This window comes from Thermatribacter velox (assembly GCF_038396615.1).
GTDB lineage: Bacteria > Atribacterota > Atribacteria > Atribacterales > Thermatribacteraceae > Thermatribacter > Thermatribacter velox.
The window spans coordinates 22,275-37,204 of record NZ_CP121689.1 but is presented as its reverse complement, the minus strand read 5'-3'; the positions used below and the strand labels follow the sequence as shown (position 1 = coordinate 37,204).

General features: G+C 49.0%; 17 protein-coding genes. 13 read left to right on the top strand and 4 right to left on the bottom strand.

Annotated elements, in window-relative coordinates:
• The 6 genes from QBE54_RS00205 (at window position 1) to pdxA (ending at window position 4,894) form a co-directional block, all read left to right on the top strand.
• Complete coding sequence (locus tag QBE54_RS00205; RefSeq protein ID WP_369018347.1) at window positions 1–540, top strand: hypothetical protein; 540 nt, start codon at window positions 1–3, stop codon at window positions 538–540.
• 20 nt (window positions 541–560) lie between these two features.
• On the top strand, window positions 561–1,724 hold the full coding sequence (locus tag QBE54_RS00200; RefSeq protein ID WP_369018346.1) for a clostripain-related cysteine peptidase: 1,164 nt from the start codon (window positions 561–563) through the stop codon (window positions 1,722–1,724).
• Between the two features lie 14 nt (window positions 1,725–1,738).
• A complete protein-coding gene (locus tag QBE54_RS00195) occupies window positions 1,739–1,969 on the top strand; it encodes a hypothetical protein (protein ID WP_369018345.1) in 231 nt (76 codons plus the stop codon).
• 78 nt (window positions 1,970–2,047) lie between these two features.
• Complete coding sequence (gene fsa / locus QBE54_RS00190) at window positions 2,048–2,701, top strand: fructose-6-phosphate aldolase (protein ID WP_369018344.1); 654 nt, start codon at window positions 2,048–2,050, stop codon at window positions 2,699–2,701.
• A gap of 46 nt (window positions 2,702–2,747) precedes the next feature.
• On the top strand, window positions 2,748–3,899 hold the full coding sequence (locus tag QBE54_RS00185) for a pyridoxal phosphate-dependent aminotransferase (protein WP_369018343.1): 1,152 nt from the start codon (window positions 2,748–2,750) through the stop codon (window positions 3,897–3,899).
• Window positions 3,896–4,894, top strand: coding sequence for a 4-hydroxythreonine-4-phosphate dehydrogenase PdxA (gene pdxA / locus QBE54_RS00180; protein ID WP_369018342.1), 999 nt, complete (start codon window positions 3,896–3,898; stop codon window positions 4,892–4,894). The genes QBE54_RS00185 and pdxA overlap by 4 nt, the downstream gene beginning before the upstream one ends.
• Here pdxA and glgB read toward each other — a convergent pair.
• Both glgB and QBE54_RS00170 read right to left on the bottom strand, forming a co-directional pair.
• On the bottom strand, window positions 4,879–7,107 hold the full coding sequence (gene glgB, locus QBE54_RS00175) for a 1,4-alpha-glucan branching protein GlgB (protein WP_369018341.1): 2,229 nt from the start codon (window positions 7,105–7,107) through the stop codon (window positions 4,879–4,881). The genes pdxA and glgB overlap by 16 nt on opposite strands.
• Window positions 7,082–7,927, bottom strand: coding sequence for a ribonuclease H-like domain-containing protein (locus QBE54_RS00170; RefSeq protein WP_369018340.1), 846 nt, complete (start codon window positions 7,925–7,927; stop codon window positions 7,082–7,084). The genes glgB and QBE54_RS00170 overlap by 26 nt, the downstream gene beginning before the upstream one ends.
• Before the next feature lie 126 nt (window positions 7,928–8,053).
• On the opposite strand from QBE54_RS00170, the gene QBE54_RS00165 reads away from it, so the two are divergent.
• Genes QBE54_RS00165 through QBE54_RS00155 form a run of 3 tightly spaced genes read left to right on the top strand, consistent with a single transcriptional unit; the run spans window position 8,054 to window position 10,701 of the window.
• Window positions 8,054–9,142, top strand: a complete 1,089-nt coding sequence (locus QBE54_RS00165) for a 6-phosphofructokinase (protein WP_369018339.1) — start codon at window positions 8,054–8,056, stop codon at window positions 9,140–9,142.
• A 14-nt stretch (window positions 9,143–9,156) separates the two neighbouring features.
• Window positions 9,157–9,945, top strand: a complete 789-nt coding sequence (locus QBE54_RS00160) for an inositol monophosphatase (RefSeq protein WP_369018338.1) — start codon at window positions 9,157–9,159, stop codon at window positions 9,943–9,945.
• 18 nt (window positions 9,946–9,963) lie between these two features.
• Window positions 9,964–10,701 carry an NAD-dependent deacetylase gene (locus QBE54_RS00155; protein WP_369018337.1) on the top strand — a complete coding sequence of 246 codons (738 nt, stop codon included), beginning with the start codon at window positions 9,964–9,966 and terminating at the stop codon, window positions 10,699–10,701.
• Here QBE54_RS00155 and QBE54_RS00150 read toward each other — a convergent pair.
• The gene (locus tag QBE54_RS00150; protein WP_369018336.1) at window positions 10,691–11,803 is read right to left on the bottom strand and encodes an AI-2E family transporter; all 1,113 of its coding nucleotides are present in this window, start codon (window positions 11,801–11,803) and stop codon (window positions 10,691–10,693) included. The genes QBE54_RS00155 and QBE54_RS00150 overlap by 11 nt on opposite strands.
• On the opposite strand from QBE54_RS00150, the gene QBE54_RS00145 reads away from it, so the two are divergent.
• The 4 genes from QBE54_RS00145 to QBE54_RS00130 are packed head-to-tail and all read left to right on the top strand — an operon-like array spanning window position 11,803 to window position 14,246.
• Complete coding sequence (locus QBE54_RS00145; RefSeq protein WP_369018335.1) at window positions 11,803–12,522, top strand: glycosyltransferase family 2 protein; 720 nt, start codon at window positions 11,803–11,805, stop codon at window positions 12,520–12,522. The two genes, QBE54_RS00150 and QBE54_RS00145, sit on opposite strands and share 1 nt — an antisense overlap.
• Window positions 12,509–12,703 (top strand): DUF6485 family protein, encoded by a 195-nt coding sequence (locus tag QBE54_RS00140; RefSeq protein ID WP_369018334.1) that lies wholly within the window; start codon window positions 12,509–12,511, stop codon window positions 12,701–12,703. Before QBE54_RS00145 ends, QBE54_RS00140 begins: the two co-directional genes overlap by 14 nt.
• Entirely contained in the window at window positions 12,703–13,599 is an 897-nt protein-coding gene (locus QBE54_RS00135) for a DNA-3-methyladenine glycosylase (protein WP_369018333.1), read from the top strand. Before QBE54_RS00140 ends, QBE54_RS00135 begins: the two co-directional genes overlap by 1 nt.
• On the top strand, window positions 13,596–14,246 hold the full coding sequence (locus QBE54_RS00130; RefSeq protein ID WP_369018332.1) for a cyclase family protein: 651 nt from the start codon (window positions 13,596–13,598) through the stop codon (window positions 14,244–14,246). Before QBE54_RS00135 ends, QBE54_RS00130 begins: the two co-directional genes overlap by 4 nt.
• On the opposite strand, the gene QBE54_RS00125 is transcribed toward QBE54_RS00130, so the two are convergent.
• Entirely contained in the window at window positions 14,233–14,877 is a 645-nt protein-coding gene (locus QBE54_RS00125; protein WP_369018331.1) for a tetratricopeptide repeat protein, read from the bottom strand. The genes QBE54_RS00130 and QBE54_RS00125 overlap by 14 nt on opposite strands.
• Between the last annotated feature and the right edge of the window lie 53 nt (window positions 14,878–14,930).

The following is a 14,930-nucleotide window of genomic DNA, read 5'->3' as shown; positions in this document are numbered from 1 at the left end:
ATGTCTCAAAAAACCTGGTTGTTATTGCTCGCTCTTCTGCTTGGTATAAGTCTGGGGATCATGGGATGTGCTCGAGGAGAACAACCCTCCTGGGAGGAAGAGGGGGGCGAACTCACCATATCAGCAATTTTTGCTTCTTCTCCGCCGCTTGATTACGTATACTATTTTGCCATTGACACCGATGAGAACGTTCTAACCGGGCCGTCCAGTAACCCCGATGAGTGGGCAAACTATTTTATCTTCCGCATGGAAAACGGCAATTTTTATCAGCGCGAACCGGGAGGATTGGACCAGTTCTTTACCGGAGGAACGGTGACTGACAACGCAGTGCAAATAACCGTTCCACTGGAAGAGCTTGGTGAACCAGAGATTGTTGATATCATGGTGGTGGTAACCGACTCTGCAGGTAACACGGTGGACAATCTGTCGCGCTACTTTTCCATGCGTCCGGGCTTACAGCGTTTCTATTCCTATTCCCGCACTGATGCGTCAGGTGGGGAAGTGGACCTTTTACGAGTAGAGGTTGAAGTGAAGTCTTAAAAGAAGGGATGCGAAATATCATGAAGAAAAGATTTCTATTTCTGGTAGTGGTTCTAAGTATAGTTTTTCTCATAAGCGGCTGCCTCAACGTGGGTATAATCCCCACTTCGGGGGGTTCAAAGAGCATCCAGTGGACAGTAATGGTTTTTTTAAACGGCGACAACGACCTTGAACAGGCAGCCTGGGCAGACCTTGCCTCTATGGAAAGCGTCGGCTCCAGCAACCGGGTAAAAGTGGTTGTTCAGTTTGACCAGGCTCGGGGAGGAACTGCCCGTTATCTCGTGAACCAGGGGGGCTCAACACTCCTTGAAAACTTGGGAGAAGCCAATATGGGTGACGGTAATACCTTGGTTGATTTTGTGCGCTTCTGTGCGGAAAACTACCCTGCCGAGCACTATGCGCTCATTATCTGGAACCACGGCTACGGCTTCAAAGGGAACAGTAAAGACATCTCCTTTGATGAAACCTCTGGCGGCGATGCCCTGACCATACCCGAGCTGGCCAGCGCCCTGCGCCAAGCCAAAATCTATACAGGAGGGAAAATCGACCTTTTGGGAATGGACGCTTGCCTCATGGCTCTGGTTGAGGTAGCCTATGAATTGCGCGATGGTGCGCAACTTCTGGTCGCCTCCCAGGAATCAGAACCACTTGAGGGATGGAACTACCCCGTATTCCTGCAGGCTCTGAACAGTAATCCCTCAATGAGCGCTTCCAATCTTGCCCGCTCCATAGTGGACTCCTACATCAGTTCTTACTGGGTCCAGAGTATCACTCTCTCTGCGGTAGACCTTACCAAGGTAAGCGCTCTGGCTCAAGCAGTGGATGAACTTGCCTCAGCTATACTCAGCGATTCACTAACCCCACCTTTCATATACCTTGCTCTTGGCGATTCCGCCCAGTATTTTGATGACTACGACTATGTGGACCTTGCTCATCTTGCCCTGTTGCTTTCAGGAGACCCCCGCATTGGAAACAGCATCGTAAAAAGTGCTGCTTCCCAGGTATATAATCTGGTCCAGGACACAGTCCTCTATTCCCGAACTTCAGGGTCAGGCGTTTCCAATGCTTACGGGCTCAGCATTTATTTTCCCTATAAACAGTATCTCTCCAAGTACGAAAGCCTTGCCTTTGCGCGCAGTACCCAGTGGGACGAATGCTTGCGTTTCTTAATGAGTTACCGGTAAAGGAGGGAAACGGGTTGCGCTGGCTGGCCATTTTTGGGCATTCCTGCCTAATTCTGGGCTGTTATCTTATTGCCTGGGGTCTGGTCCTGCTTCCGGTAAGTCAACCACACCCGGTTGATATCCTTAAAAAACCTCTTTTCTGGGGTATGTTTTCGGTAATGGGAGGAATTTGTGCCAATTTGCACAGTTCCTGCCGCTGTTTGCAAAGCACACGCCACACGCAATACAACCGGGAGGTGGACTGAGCAACTTTCACCTTTTGCCTGGCGAGGATATAATACTCAAACAGGGTAGATATATTCCGGGAAAGGGGGTTAGAGCTGATGAAGTTTTTTATCGATACTGCCCGCGTGGAGGAAATCAAAAAAGCACTGGAGCTGGGTATCCTGGACGGAGTAACCACTAATCCCACCCTGGTTTCCCAAACTGGCAGAGGCTTTAAAGAAGTAATTACCGAAATTTGCAGCCTGGTCCCCGGACCAGTTTCTGCAGAAGTGGTAAGCCTGGATGCTCAGGGTATGATTCGCGAAGCCCGGGAGCTTGCCAGTTGGGCACCAAACATCGTGGTGAAAATTCCCATTACTGAAGAAGGCTTGAAAGCCATAAAAGTCCTCTCCCAGGAAGGCATAAAGGTAAATACCACCTTGATTTTTCAGCCTATTCAGGCTTTGATGGCCGCCAAAGCTGGAGCTCGCTATGTAAGCCCCTTCGTGGGAAGACTTGATGACCTATCCAGCAACGGCTTGCAGCTTGTGGCTGACATCGTTCAAATTTTCAAAAATTACGGATTCACCACCGAAGTAATCGTGGCTTCCATTCGAAACCCCATGCACGTTGTGGAAGCTGCCAAGATGGGAGCACACATTGCTACCATTCCCTATGCAGTCATCTCCAAACTGGTCAAACACCCTCTCACCGACTTGGGCATCAAGCGTTTCCTTGAAGACTGGGAGAAAGTTCCTGATAAACCGTTTTAAGGCATGAAAAAGAAAACACAATCTTTAAAAGTCAGGAGGCAGAAAGTTGAAGATACCAGAACTGATAGAAAACCTTCCACGCTCTGGAATCCGAGAGCTAATGGGCCTTGCTCTGCAGATTAAAGATGCCATTCACCTGGAAATTGGGGAACCGCATTTCCCCACTCCCCCTTCAATACTTGAAAAACTTGCCGATTTCTACTGGAAGGGAGAAATAAAATACACGCCCACCGCGGGTATTGCCTCGCTGCGCAGGAAAATCGCTGAGAAATTTTCTCGGGAGAAAAACTGGCCTATCTCAGAAGAGCAGGTAATCGTCCTGCCTGGCTCGCTTTTTGGAACCGTGGTTGCTTTCCGCGCTCTTCTTGACCACGGTGAGGAAGCACTTCTCCCTGACCCCGGCTTTACCAACCACTTTGCCCAGGCCATTCTGTGCGGGGCAACCCTCAAGCGCTACGCGCTTCTGCCTGAGAACAGTTTCCTTCCCGACCTCGCTTCCATTCGAAAAATGGTCAGCAGTCGAACCAGGATGATTCTGGTCAACTCGCCTTCCAACCCCATCGGTGTTACTTTCGATGAATCCACTGCTTCCGAGATAGCCAGACTGGCTGAAGAGCTGGATTTAATAGTCATTGCTGACGAAGCATACGAAAAATTTGTTTACCAGGGAAACTATACTGGAATGCACCGCTTTGTAAACCCTGAGCGACTGATTAGCCTCTTTTCCTTCTCCAAAACCTATGCACTTTCTGGATGGCGCATAGGCTGCATGGTAGCCCCGGTGAAGCTGGTTCCTGCTCTCTCCAAAGTCGCTGAGTACCTCATAGCTTGCAGCTCTCACATCTCCCAGAAAGCGGCAGAAATTGCCCTGGACCTGCCGGAAGAAGAAGTAAAAAAGATGAGGGATTATTATGCTTCCAACGTGGAAATTGCCTGCCAACTGCTCGAAGAGGGAGAAATGAAGTTTTTCCGACCTCAAGGAGGGTATTACGTATGGGTGGATGTACGGGAGTATGGAATGCCCTCTCTTGAGTTCTGCAAACAGCTACTCGCTGAAGAAAAGGTGGCTCTGGCACCAGGCGAGACTTTCGGAGAAAATGGAGAGGGTTTTGTGCGCATCTCCATTTGCCGCACCCACCAGGAAGTGGAAGAAGGAGTTAAAAGGCTGGTTCGTTTTGCAAGGAGAAGAGCCTCATGAGCCGGTTACGAATCATTATCACCGTTGGTGACCCAGCTGGTGTGGGACCCGAGATAGTGGTCAAGACTCTTGCCAACTGGGATATCGACGCCCAACCTGTTGTGGTTGGTGACCGCTGGTTGCTTGAGAAAGCACAAAAGTGCTGTGGTGTATCCATTTCCTGGCAGGAAGTCACACCATCTTCCGATTTTCATAACGCAAAAAGCGACCTTCCTCTTCTGGTCAGCCCTCAGGTTCTCCCCGAAAGCTTCTCCCACTGGGGCAAGGTCTCCAAAGAAGGAGGCAAAGCTTCCTTTGAGTACCTCCGAAAAGCTGTAGAACTCATCAAAGATGGCCAAGCTCAGGCTCTGGTAACCGCCCCTCTCAATAAAGAAGCACTGCATGCAGCCGCAATTCCTTTTATCGGTCACACCGAAATCCTCAAGGAACTAACTGCCTCCCGGGATGTGTTTACCATGTTTCAGATTGAAAACTTGCGAGTTTTCTTTTTCACTCGCCATCTGCCACTCATTGAAGCCATCCAGAAAATAACCAGAGAGGGTTTGTTATCATTCTTAAAAAAGATGGATGCTTATCTGCGAAGGTTGGGCATAACCAATCCTTGCATTGCCGTAGCCGCTCTCAACCCTCACGCTGGAGAAGGGGGTCTTTTAGGCACAGAAGAGCAAGAAATCATTGCTCCCGCTATAGAGGAAGCCCAAAAAGCGGGTATAAACGCTGAAGGACCATTTCCCGCAGATTCCATCTTCTTTTTTGCCTGGCAGGGTTCTCACGATGCAGTTCTCTCCCTGTACCACGACCAGGGGCATATTGCCACCAAATGCATCAACTTTTTTAAAACGGTGAGTGTTACCTTAGGGTTGCCGTTTATAAGGACCTCACCGGACCATGGCACTGCTTATGACATAGCCTGGTCAGGCAAAGCGAATCCGCAAAGCATGTACGAAGCGTGTCGCATAGCGGCTCATTATGCTACAGCTTACCGCCCACTTTGAAAGTCGGGTTTGAGAATCAGTCCGGCAAGCGGCGGCAAAGTCAGCTCGATTGAATAGGGGAACCCGTGGCTGGGTTCCCTCGTTGCCTCCACACCTCCCCAGTTACCCAGGTTGCTGCCTCCGTAGATTTCGGAATCACTGTTTAAAAGTTCCCGGTAAAACACTGGGAAGGGCACTCCAATGCGGTAGTGAAAGCGAGGAACGGGCGTAAAATTGCAAACGAACACCAGGCACTCCCGCTCATCCTTTCCAAACCTCAAAAAAGAAACGACCGATTGCTCCACATCGCTGCAATCGATCCAGCGGAAACTTTGAGGTGAAGTCTCGTTCTCCCAGAGTGCCTTTTCCCGGCGATAAAGCATTTGCAAATCCCGAACCATGCGGTGAAAAGCACGGTGATTTCTGTCCTTAAGAAGAAACCAGTCCAGTTCTCCATCATGGTTCCACTCCCGCCACTGCGCAAAGTCATTACCCATGAAAAGCAACTTCTTCCCCGGATAACCAAACATGGCTACCATGGCTAAGCGCAGATTGGCAAACTTCTGCCAGGTATCCCCGGGCATCTTGTTGATAAGACTTCCTTTACCGTGCACCACCTCATCGTGAGAAAGAGGCAAGATAAAGTTCTCCGAGAAAGCGTACATGATGGGGAAGGTCAAGTTCTGGTGATGATACTTCCTGTAGATGGGGTCCTTGCTCATGTAGGTCAAAAAATCGTTCATCCATCCCATGTTCCATTTAAAAAGAAAACCCAGCCCCCCCGCTTCCGGAGGAAGAGTCACCCCGGGCCAGGCCGTGGATTCTTCGGCAGCAGTGAAAATTCCTGGAAACCACTGATAAACCACCCGATGAAAGGTACGCAGAAAATCGATGGCTTCCAGGTTCTCCTTGCCCCCAAAGACATTGGGAACCCATTCTCCAGGCCCACGGCCATAATCGAGATAAAGCATGGAAGCCACCGCATCAACCCGCAGGGCATCGATGTGATACTCCTGAAACCAGAAGACGGCGTTGGAAATAAGGAAGCTCCGCACCTCCTCCCGGGCATAGTTGAAAACCAGACTTCCCCAGTGAGGGTGCTCTGCCTTGCGAGGGTCAGGGTATTCAAAAAGGGGTGTTCCATCAAAGCGAGCTAACCCGTGTGCGTCTTTTGGAAAATGGGCCACTACCCAGTCAAGAATCACGCCCACCTCATGGCGGTGACAGTAATCAACAAAATACTTAAAATCCTCCGGTCTCCCATAGCGGCTGGTGGGAGCAAAATAGCCGGTCACATGATAACCCCAGGAACCATCAAAAGGGTGCTCAGCAACGGGCAAAAGCTCTATATGTGTGTAACCCATCTTTTTCACATAGTTCACCAAAAGATGAGCCAGCTCGCGGTAATTAAGGAAAGCACCGTCTTTTCCTCTTTTCCAGGAACCAAGGTGAACTTCGTATATGCTCACTGGTCGCTCAAGGAGATTTTCCGCTTTTCTACGCTCCATCCACTCCTGGTCAGAAAAAGAAAACTTTCCCTCACTGCGATAAATCATCGAAGCGGTTTTGGGACGCAGCTCGCTTGAAAACGCAAAAGGGTCAGCTTTGAGCAGGAAATATCCCTCCTGAGCGCGAATTTCAAACTTGTACTTTTCACCCTCCCGTACCCCAGGAATGAATATCTCCCATATTCCAGAAAACTTAACGTTCTGCATCTGATGGATTCGCCCATCCCAGCGGTTGAAATCGCCAACCACACTCACTCTGCGGGCATTGGGCGCCCAGACCCGAAAGCAAACTCCCTCAACATCCCTGCGCTCTTCAAAATGCGCTCCCAGAAAATGAAAAGTCTGATAATGCGTGCCTTCCTTAAAAAGATAAACGTCCAGGTCAGAAAGCGAAGGCTCAAAGGAATAAGCATCAGCGGTCAGATATTCTCCCCAATCAGTTTCCACCCGGAAAAGGTAATCAACTGGCTCCGGCAAAGGTAGGGAGGCTTCAAACAAACCCTCAGCATGCACCCTGCAAAGAGGCCAGCTTTTCTTCCCTTCTTCTAACACTATCCACACCTTTCGGGCATAAGGCAGAAAAGTGCGCACCACAACGCCATTCCCACCATCCAGGCGGTGCATGCCCAGTACCGCAAAAAGGTTCTCGTGTTCTCCCCGACAGATTTTCTCCACTTCATTGGCGGGTAAAGAAGCAGAACTACCGGTAGAGTCGCAACTTCTCATAGGTTACCTCCCTTACCACCTCAGGGTACACCCGATACGGTATAGTGAGTCGCTGCGGTTTTTCAGAAAGCAGCGGAAAGGGAAGAGCATGCAAGTTCACTTTCTGGTTATAAGCAAAAATCATCAGCTTCTCCAGGTTAACGGTGTCAGCAACATTGTAGGCAAGCAGGGTTTCCAGGGCTTCAGGACACCCATCAAGGTATTTTTGCCAGAGCAAAACCGCCTCAAAACCACCTATTCCCCGCAGGGGACCTCGGTCTATGCCTATTGCGCGTTCACAAATTTTAAGGCCTCCCCGCAACCCCAAACTCTTTAACACAAAGCGCAGGTCAATATGTACCTGGCAAAGTTCGATGCCAAAAAAACGTTCTATAAAGGGGATATCAAAGGATTTCCCGTTGAAGGTAATCAAAATTTTGTAATGGCGCAGGTCCTGAACCAGTTCCTCAAGGTTAATACCAAAAACGTAAGTTTTCACTTTTTTCCCGTCGTAAAGGGTTGCCACTGTGATATAGGCATCAGGACCCATTCCAGTGGTTTCAATATCCAGAAACGCGGTAAGGTGCCTGAACTGGGGGAAAATTCTCCAGCGGTTAAAATTGCCCAGCAAGTGGTCAAAAAAAGCTACTTCTTCTTTCTCGTATTTTTCAAAGGAGCGCAAAAGATAGGCATACGCCCGGTGGGAAAGAGGAGGAGGTAATAACTGAAAAAAAGAGGGATCCTGCAGGGCATCCTGCCAAGAAAGAATGCCCAGTTCCCATATTTTGCGCTCCTTTTTCTCGCCTATCCCCGGTATGTGGCAAAACGTCTGCAAAAGCATGGTATTCACACTCTTTTCACTCTGAATCTTTCGCCAGCAGTTTTTAATATTTTGCCAGATATCCAAAATATTGTAAAATAGACGGCAGCATCCACTTGCTACACCTCAAAAGAGGAGGTACACAATTTGCAAATCAAAAAGATAGGAATTTTGAGCGCTGGTGGGGATTGCCCGGGCATTAACGCAGTCATCCACGCTGTGGTTAAAAAAGCCATACTTGACCATAACCTTGAAGTTATAGGCTTTCTGGACGGATTCCAGGGCATGGTGGAGAAAAGATGGAGAAAGCTGGAATACAACGATGTATCAGGAATTATGCCCCTGGGAGGCACCATCCTGGGCACTTCCAACAAAGCCAACCCTTTTCGCTATCCAGTATGGGAAAACAAGGAATTGCACTTTGAAGACCGCTCTGAGCAGGTCATTGAAACCTATCAAGAAACAGGCATTGATGCCCTCATCTGCATAGGAGGCGACGGAACCTTTCACATTGCCCAGCGTTTTTTTGAAAAAGGGTTGAATGTAATCGGCGTTCCCAAAACCATCGATAACGACTTAAACGGCACTGATTTAACCTTTGGCTTTGATTCAGCGGTGAGTGTGGCCACCGAAGCCATTGACCGTATTCACACCACTGCTCAATCTCATCACCGGGCAATGGTCATTGAAGTGATGGGGAGATATGCAGGCTGGATAGCGCTGGAAAGCGGAATTGCCGGAGGCGGGGATGTTATTCTCATCCCGGAAATTCCCTTCGACATGGAAGGGGTATGCCGTTTCCTCCAAAAAAGAATTGCTGCTGGCAAAAGGTTCAGTATCGTTGTGGTAGCTGAAGGAGCAAGGCCTAAGGGAGGAGACTACGTAATTCAGAAAAAGGTTGTCGAAAGCCACGACCAGATACGCCTGGGAGGCATCAGCTATCTGGTGGGGCAGGAGATTGAAGCTCGCACTGGCATAGAAACCCGGGTGGTTATTTTGGGGCATTTGCAAAGAGGCGGTTCACCTACTGCCTTTGACCGCATCCTGGCCACCCGTTTTGGAGCTGAAGCAGTGAAGCTGGCTGTTCAGGGAAAATTTGGCTATTTTCCGGCCTTGATTGGGCAGGAAATCCAACCCATGCCCATTAAAGAAGCCATTGCTTCCCTCAAAACCGTTCCTTTAGACCATCCCTTGCTCGATGTAGCAAGGTCCATGGGTACTTATCTCGGCGATTAGGAAGGAGAAAGGCTATGCTTGAAGAACGCCTGCAAGTAGCGCTTGAAATTGCACAGCGTGCTGGTGAATACGCCTTGCACAACCAGAAACGCATAACCAGCGTGGACGAAAAAAAGCGGGACACCGACCTGGTCACCAACGTGGACCGGGAAGTTCAAGCCCTGATTACTCAGGAGTTGAAAAGCCGCTTCCCAGAAGATACAGTATGGGGAGAAGAAAGCGACCATCCTTTAAAGGACTTTTCCTCAACCTGGGTCATCGATCCCATAGATGGAACGGCAAACTTTATGCATGGTATCCCTTTTTTCTCGGTATCCATTGCCTACTTTGAACACGGATCACCAGTGATTGGAGTTATCTTTGCTCCCCATTTCAAGGAATCTTTTTACGCCTGCCGGGGAAAAGGAGCCTTTCTGAACGGAGAACCGACAACCGTATCCAGCGTTGAAAACCTCAACCGGGCCATTTTCGGAACTGGCTTACCCCACTCCGAAGATGCCTGGAAAAGAATCGAATCTCTGTACGCATCACTACTTCCCAGATGCCAGGCCATCCGTTCCCTGGGAAGTGCTGCTCTGGGGGTGGCGTATGTGGCTTGTGGGCGAATGGAGGGCTATTTCCAGGCTGACCTTTCTTTCTACGATATCGCTGCTGGAATCTGCATTGCCCAGGAAGCGGGAGCGCTCATTTTTGACCTCGCTGGAAACCCCTGGAGCACCGAGAGCCATTCTCTACTGGTGCTCAGCAAAAATCTGTCTGAAGAAAGTCGGTCTTTTATCGCCAAACACCTTGCAAGTAGGTGAAGCTTCTTGAAGGACCTGTTGAAGAAAGCCTCCGAACTTATCGCAAGCCAAAAACCTTGGGTGGTGCTTACCGGAGCGGGAATCTCCACCGAGAGCGGAATTCCCGATTTCCGAAGCAAAAACACCGGTCTCTGGGAACAGTATGACCCCATGTGGGTGCTCTCTACCGATGCGCTTGTTAAGCGTCCGGAGGTCTTCTATGGTACTGGGCTGCGCATTCTCATGCGCTTTGAAAATGCCCGACCCAATCCCGCTCACGAGGTGCTTGCTGAATGGGAAAAAAGAGGCCTGGTTGAAGCAGTAATCACCCAGAACATCGATAGCTTACACCAGAAAGCTGGTTCTCAAAAGGTGCTTGAAATACACGGCCACTTGCGCAGTGCTCACTGCATGCACTGCGGAAACAAGTATCCCATGCAGGAAATACAAAGTAAAGTCCAAAAAAGAGAAATACCTCCTCGATGCTCCTGTGGGGGTCAAATCAGGCCTGATGTGGTGCTTTTTGGAGACCTGCTTCCTCCCGATTTTGAAAAAGCGCAGGTTCTGGCCCACAGGTTTCCCATGATTGTGATTGGCTCCAGCCTGACCGTATCACCAGCCAACCTGCTACCTCGTTACGCCCGAAAGCTCATCATCATTAACCTGGAAAGCACTCCCTACGATTACCGTGCAGATATTGTTCTACACGGTAAAGCCGGGGAAACCCTCACTGCACTGGATGCAGAAATTAAAAAGTTAACGAGCCTTACTCAGTGAGAGAAAAACCTTTGCGACGGTAGTGGATAAATAGTTCCTTCAGAACTCCAGCTACCGGTATGGCCACGATAACCCCCAAAGCACCATAGAGCTTGCCCCCCACAATCAGGGCAAACAGAACGGTTATGGGGTGCAAGCCAGTTTCTTTACCCAGAAACTTGGGCAAAATGACCACGCCTTCCACCAGGTTGACCCCCACAAAAAGCGCCACCACTCCCAAAACCAGAAATATGGACTTGGGAGCCGCAAAAGCAAGGGCGGGAATCGCACCGATGACCGGACCCAGATAGGGGATGATGTCAGCAATACCGGCTATTACACCAATCACCAGGGCAAACTCGATACCCATCAAAAAGAGACCTACACTCACGCATATACCCACAAAAAGGCAGGTCAAAAGCCTTCCCCTAATGAACCCACCCACCACAGCATCAATTTTGCGGAGCAGAAAAACGTATTCTTTACGTTTCTCGGCAGGAAAAAGATTCAGCAAAGCACGCCGGATTTTCACCGCATCGACCATGAAGTAATAAAGAATAAAAGGAGTGAGCACAAAACCTATGAAAATAACATTCATCAGAAAGGAAACCAGGTCAAAGATGTTTTTGAGTAAACCAGTCAGATAGGACTGGAGGTTAGCGGTGAGGTTATGCAGAAACTCTTCCAGGGTTGCAGAGAGATTCAGACCTGGGTAGCGCTCATCAATCACCCGAGCTATATCAATGATTTTACCTGTGTATTCGGGGAGATTCGCAGTTAGAGCACGAATCTGGGATATGGTTTCCGGAACAATCAAAAAAAACAGCAGCACAAAAAAAGCGAGCAGGAAAAGAAAAATTAAGGCTACAGAAATTTTCCAGGAAAGACCCCGCCGGTTCAAAGACTTGGCAAAAGGAGTAAGAGCATAAGCAAGAATACCCCCCAGGGCAAAGGGAACCAAAACATTTCGCAAAAGGTAAACCAGATACAGTGCCGCTACCGTTAAGGCTAAATAATAGGCTTTTCTGGCAAAATTTTCGGCATTAGCTGACAAGGTTTTTGTTTCCTTTCCATCATCTGGTATAATATTGGCCCGGAAATTCAAAAAACCAGAGAGAGACAATGCTCCAGAACAAAAAAGTTGTTGCCATAGTTCCAGCATACAACGAAGCGCCACGGATTTCAAGGGTACTGGACACTCTTTGCAAGGTTTCTTTCATCGACCAGGTTGTGGTAGTCGATGATGGTTCCCGTGATGAAACCTGGAGAGTCGCTTCCGCGTATCCGGTGGTGCTCTTACGCCACCCAAAAAACTCGGGCAAAGCAAAAGCCCTGGTAAATGCCATCAGAAAAATTCCTGATGCGGATATTTACCTTTTCATAGATGCCGACTTAATTAACCTTCGAGAGGAACACCTGTATTCGCTGGCCTCGCCTTTAGCTATCCACCCTTTTCTGGACATGACCATCGGTGTTTTCAAAGGGGGTAGAGAGTCCAGCGACCTTGCCCAAAAGCTCTTTCCCATCCTGAACGGCCAGCGAGCAGTAAGGGGGGAATGGATACGCAATTTACCCGACTTTTCCTGGTGCCGCTTTGGAGTAGAGGTGTTTATAACCAGATACGCACGCCAGTTTGAGGGCAATATTGAGATGATACCCCTTTGGGGCATCAGTCACTACCACAAAGAGGAAAAGTATGGACCCTTCCTGGGCTTATACCACCGTATCAAGATGTATCTTGAAATCTTCAAAACTTATCTCCTTTTTGAAAAGAAGATAAAAAATGCGCCTCAAATAATCCCGGAAGCGGAAAAGGAGAGTGAAGAATATGCCAGATTGTAACCTTAAGGCCAATCTTGCTAAATGCACCTGTTCTTATCCAACTTGCTCTCGCAAAGGCAAATGCTGCGAATGCGTCATGTACCATCGGGCACATGGGGAACTCCCCGGATGCTTTTTCCCAGAAGATGTGGAAAGAACCTACGACCGTTCTATAAAAAGATTCATTGAAGCCTATTCTTAGTGGAGTTGACCATCAGGCCTCTTCCACCTTTCACCACCAAACACTGGCGCAGGGCTTACTCCAGGTTTCAAGACAGCTCCTTTTCCTGGGATGAGGAAGAAATCCTGGTGGTAATTGACGCCCATCCCGAACCTGGAGTAATCCTGATTCGGGAGGAGGGAACCGTTGACAGTCCACTTCTTAGAGTAAGCTGGCAGGGACCTTTACGTGAAGAGGGTGTTCGCCAGCTGGTCGCCCGTCTTTTGGGAAGCAATGAACCAGTAAAACCCTTTTACCAGAAATTTGCAAAAGACCCGGTAATGAGAAGCCTGACCGAGCAGTTTGCAGGAACCAGAATGCCCCGAACACGCAGTTTCTTTGAAGCTCTGGTCACTACCATCCTGGAACAGCAAGTTTCCATGAAAGCTGCTGCAACGCTGCGGGAACGCCTGATACAAAAATGGAGCTCCAGAAAAGCATTCTTTGCCAAAAAAGAGCTCCCTGCCTTTCCCCATCCAGAAGACATTGCCTCCTGCAGCGTAGACGACCTTTGCCAGATAGGTATGTCCCGGGCCAAAGCCCGGTCCATTCTTCAAGCTGCACAGATGCTGCAACAGGGGAAACTGGATACTCACTCTCTCGAGAAAGAAGACCCCCAGTCGCTAATCGCTTTTCTTGCCACCTTCCCAGGTATTGGGAACTGGAGCGCTCGGTTCATAGTCACCCGCTGGCTGGGTCCGCCAGACGTTTTTGCCTGCTCTGACCTTGGAGTGCGCAAAGCTCTGGGTCAATTTTATTTTAACGGTAAAGTGCCCTCGCCCGCAGAAAGCGAACGCTTCATGGAGTGCTTTTCACCCTGGAGAAGGCTGGCTGGTTTTTACCTTTTGCTTGCCTACACGGGAGGAGATGCAACATGAAAAAAGTGGTTGACCTCACAAAGCCCATCTCTAAAGAAAGCTGGGTTTTTCCTGGACAGCCCCAACCAGTGATTTTCCCCTGGACGCGTATCGAAAATCACGGCTACGCCACCTTTGCTCTCTTCATGGTGGAACACACTGCCACCCACGTTGATGCACCAGCCCATTTCCTTCCCCAGGGCAAAACCATCGACGAAATCCCGCCTGAGTGTTTCTTTGGAAAGGCTACAGCTTTAGACTTAAGCACCTTCCCACCTGGAAGCACCATCAATTTAGAATCCTTCTTTCAAAAGATGCCAGATATAGAAAAGTGCCTCCAGGATGTGGAAATCGTGCTCTTTAAAACTGAAGCAGAGAAATATTACCCGGGTGAAGATTACTTTCGAAAAGCCGTTGGAATTGGCGAAGACCTGGCTGCATTTTTTGCCCAGCACAAAATAAAAGCGGTGGGCACTGACGCTCCATCCATTGACTTTGAGCCTTACCTAACCCACCGCCTGCTGCTTGAAAAGAATATACTGATTTACGAATCTCTTACCAACCTGGGAGCAGTCGCTGGCAAACGCTTCTGGTTTTATGCTTTTCCCCTGAAACTCCAGGGACTTACTGGCTCACCAGTGCGGGCAGTAGCCATTATTGAAGATTAGCCGCTCCTTTCTGAGCCACTTTTAGAAAGTACTGAGCTTTCTCATCATCGGGATGGAAGGTAAGGTATTTTTCAAAAGCCCACACCGCACGATGATAGTCCTCTACCTTGATTAAGGCTGCACCCAGGAAGTAATAGGCCTTGTCAAATTCTGGATTATTGCGAATCGCTTCTTCAAAAAGCGGTATGGCAGAGAAATAATCACCGCTCTGGTAGGCCACTATTCCCTCTTCAAAGCTGTCCCAGGCTGCTTTTCCGTACTTTTTGTAATTTTCGCACTTTTCCCTGAAGTAGGCTGCATGGTTGTCGTCAGGTGCAAGTTCGAGCACTTTGCCCCAGGCCCAGATGGCCTCGTCATACATTCCCTCCTCCTGGTAGGTGCGGGCCAGCCACTTCCAGGCCTTGATAAAATTGGGTTTGGTGGAAACTGCCTCAATGAAAAACTGAATCGCTTCTTCCTTGCGCCCTTCCTGATAGAGGTTATAACCCTGGTCAAACATTACTTGAGCGTAGCCTTCAGCAGTAACATCAAAGCTATAGGGAGGCTGAACCTCCTCCACAGCCCAAACCGCAGAAAAACTCAAAACCACAAGCAGAATTAACCCCCAAAACCATAAACGCTTGAATACCACAATCTCACCTCCCATGGTAAGTATTGTAGCATAGCCTTTTTCAAAAATTTTCT

Bases quoted from the DNA above. Each gene is read 5' to 3' on its own strand.
- glgB (WP_369018341.1), bottom strand. From the start codon at position 7,107: ATGAGAAGTTGCGACTCTACCGGTAGTTCTGCTTCTTTACCCGCCAAT.
- QBE54_RS00160 (WP_369018338.1), top strand. From the start codon at position 9,157: ATGCTTGAAGAACGCCTGCAAGTAGCGCTTGAAATTGCACAGCGTGCT.
- QBE54_RS00145 (WP_369018335.1), top strand. From the start codon at position 11,803: ATGCTCCAGAACAAAAAAGTTGTTGCCATAGTTCCAGCATACAACGAA.
- fsa (WP_369018344.1), top strand. From the start codon at position 2,048: ATGAAGTTTTTTATCGATACTGCCCGCGTGGAGGAAATCAAAAAAGCA.
- QBE54_RS00130 (WP_369018332.1), top strand. From the start codon at position 13,596: ATGAAAAAAGTGGTTGACCTCACAAAGCCCATCTCTAAAGAAAGCTGG.
- pdxA (WP_369018342.1), top strand. From the start codon at position 3,896: ATGAGCCGGTTACGAATCATTATCACCGTTGGTGACCCAGCTGGTGTG.
- QBE54_RS00200 (WP_369018346.1), top strand. From the start codon at position 561: ATGAAGAAAAGATTTCTATTTCTGGTAGTGGTTCTAAGTATAGTTTTT.
- QBE54_RS00170 (WP_369018340.1), bottom strand. From the start codon at position 7,927: ATGCTTTTGCAGACGTTTTGCCACATACCGGGGATAGGCGAGAAAAAG.
- QBE54_RS00205 (WP_369018347.1), top strand. From the start codon at position 1: ATGTCTCAAAAAACCTGGTTGTTATTGCTCGCTCTTCTGCTTGGTATA.
- QBE54_RS00140 (WP_369018334.1), top strand. From the start codon at position 12,509: ATGCCAGATTGTAACCTTAAGGCCAATCTTGCTAAATGCACCTGTTCT.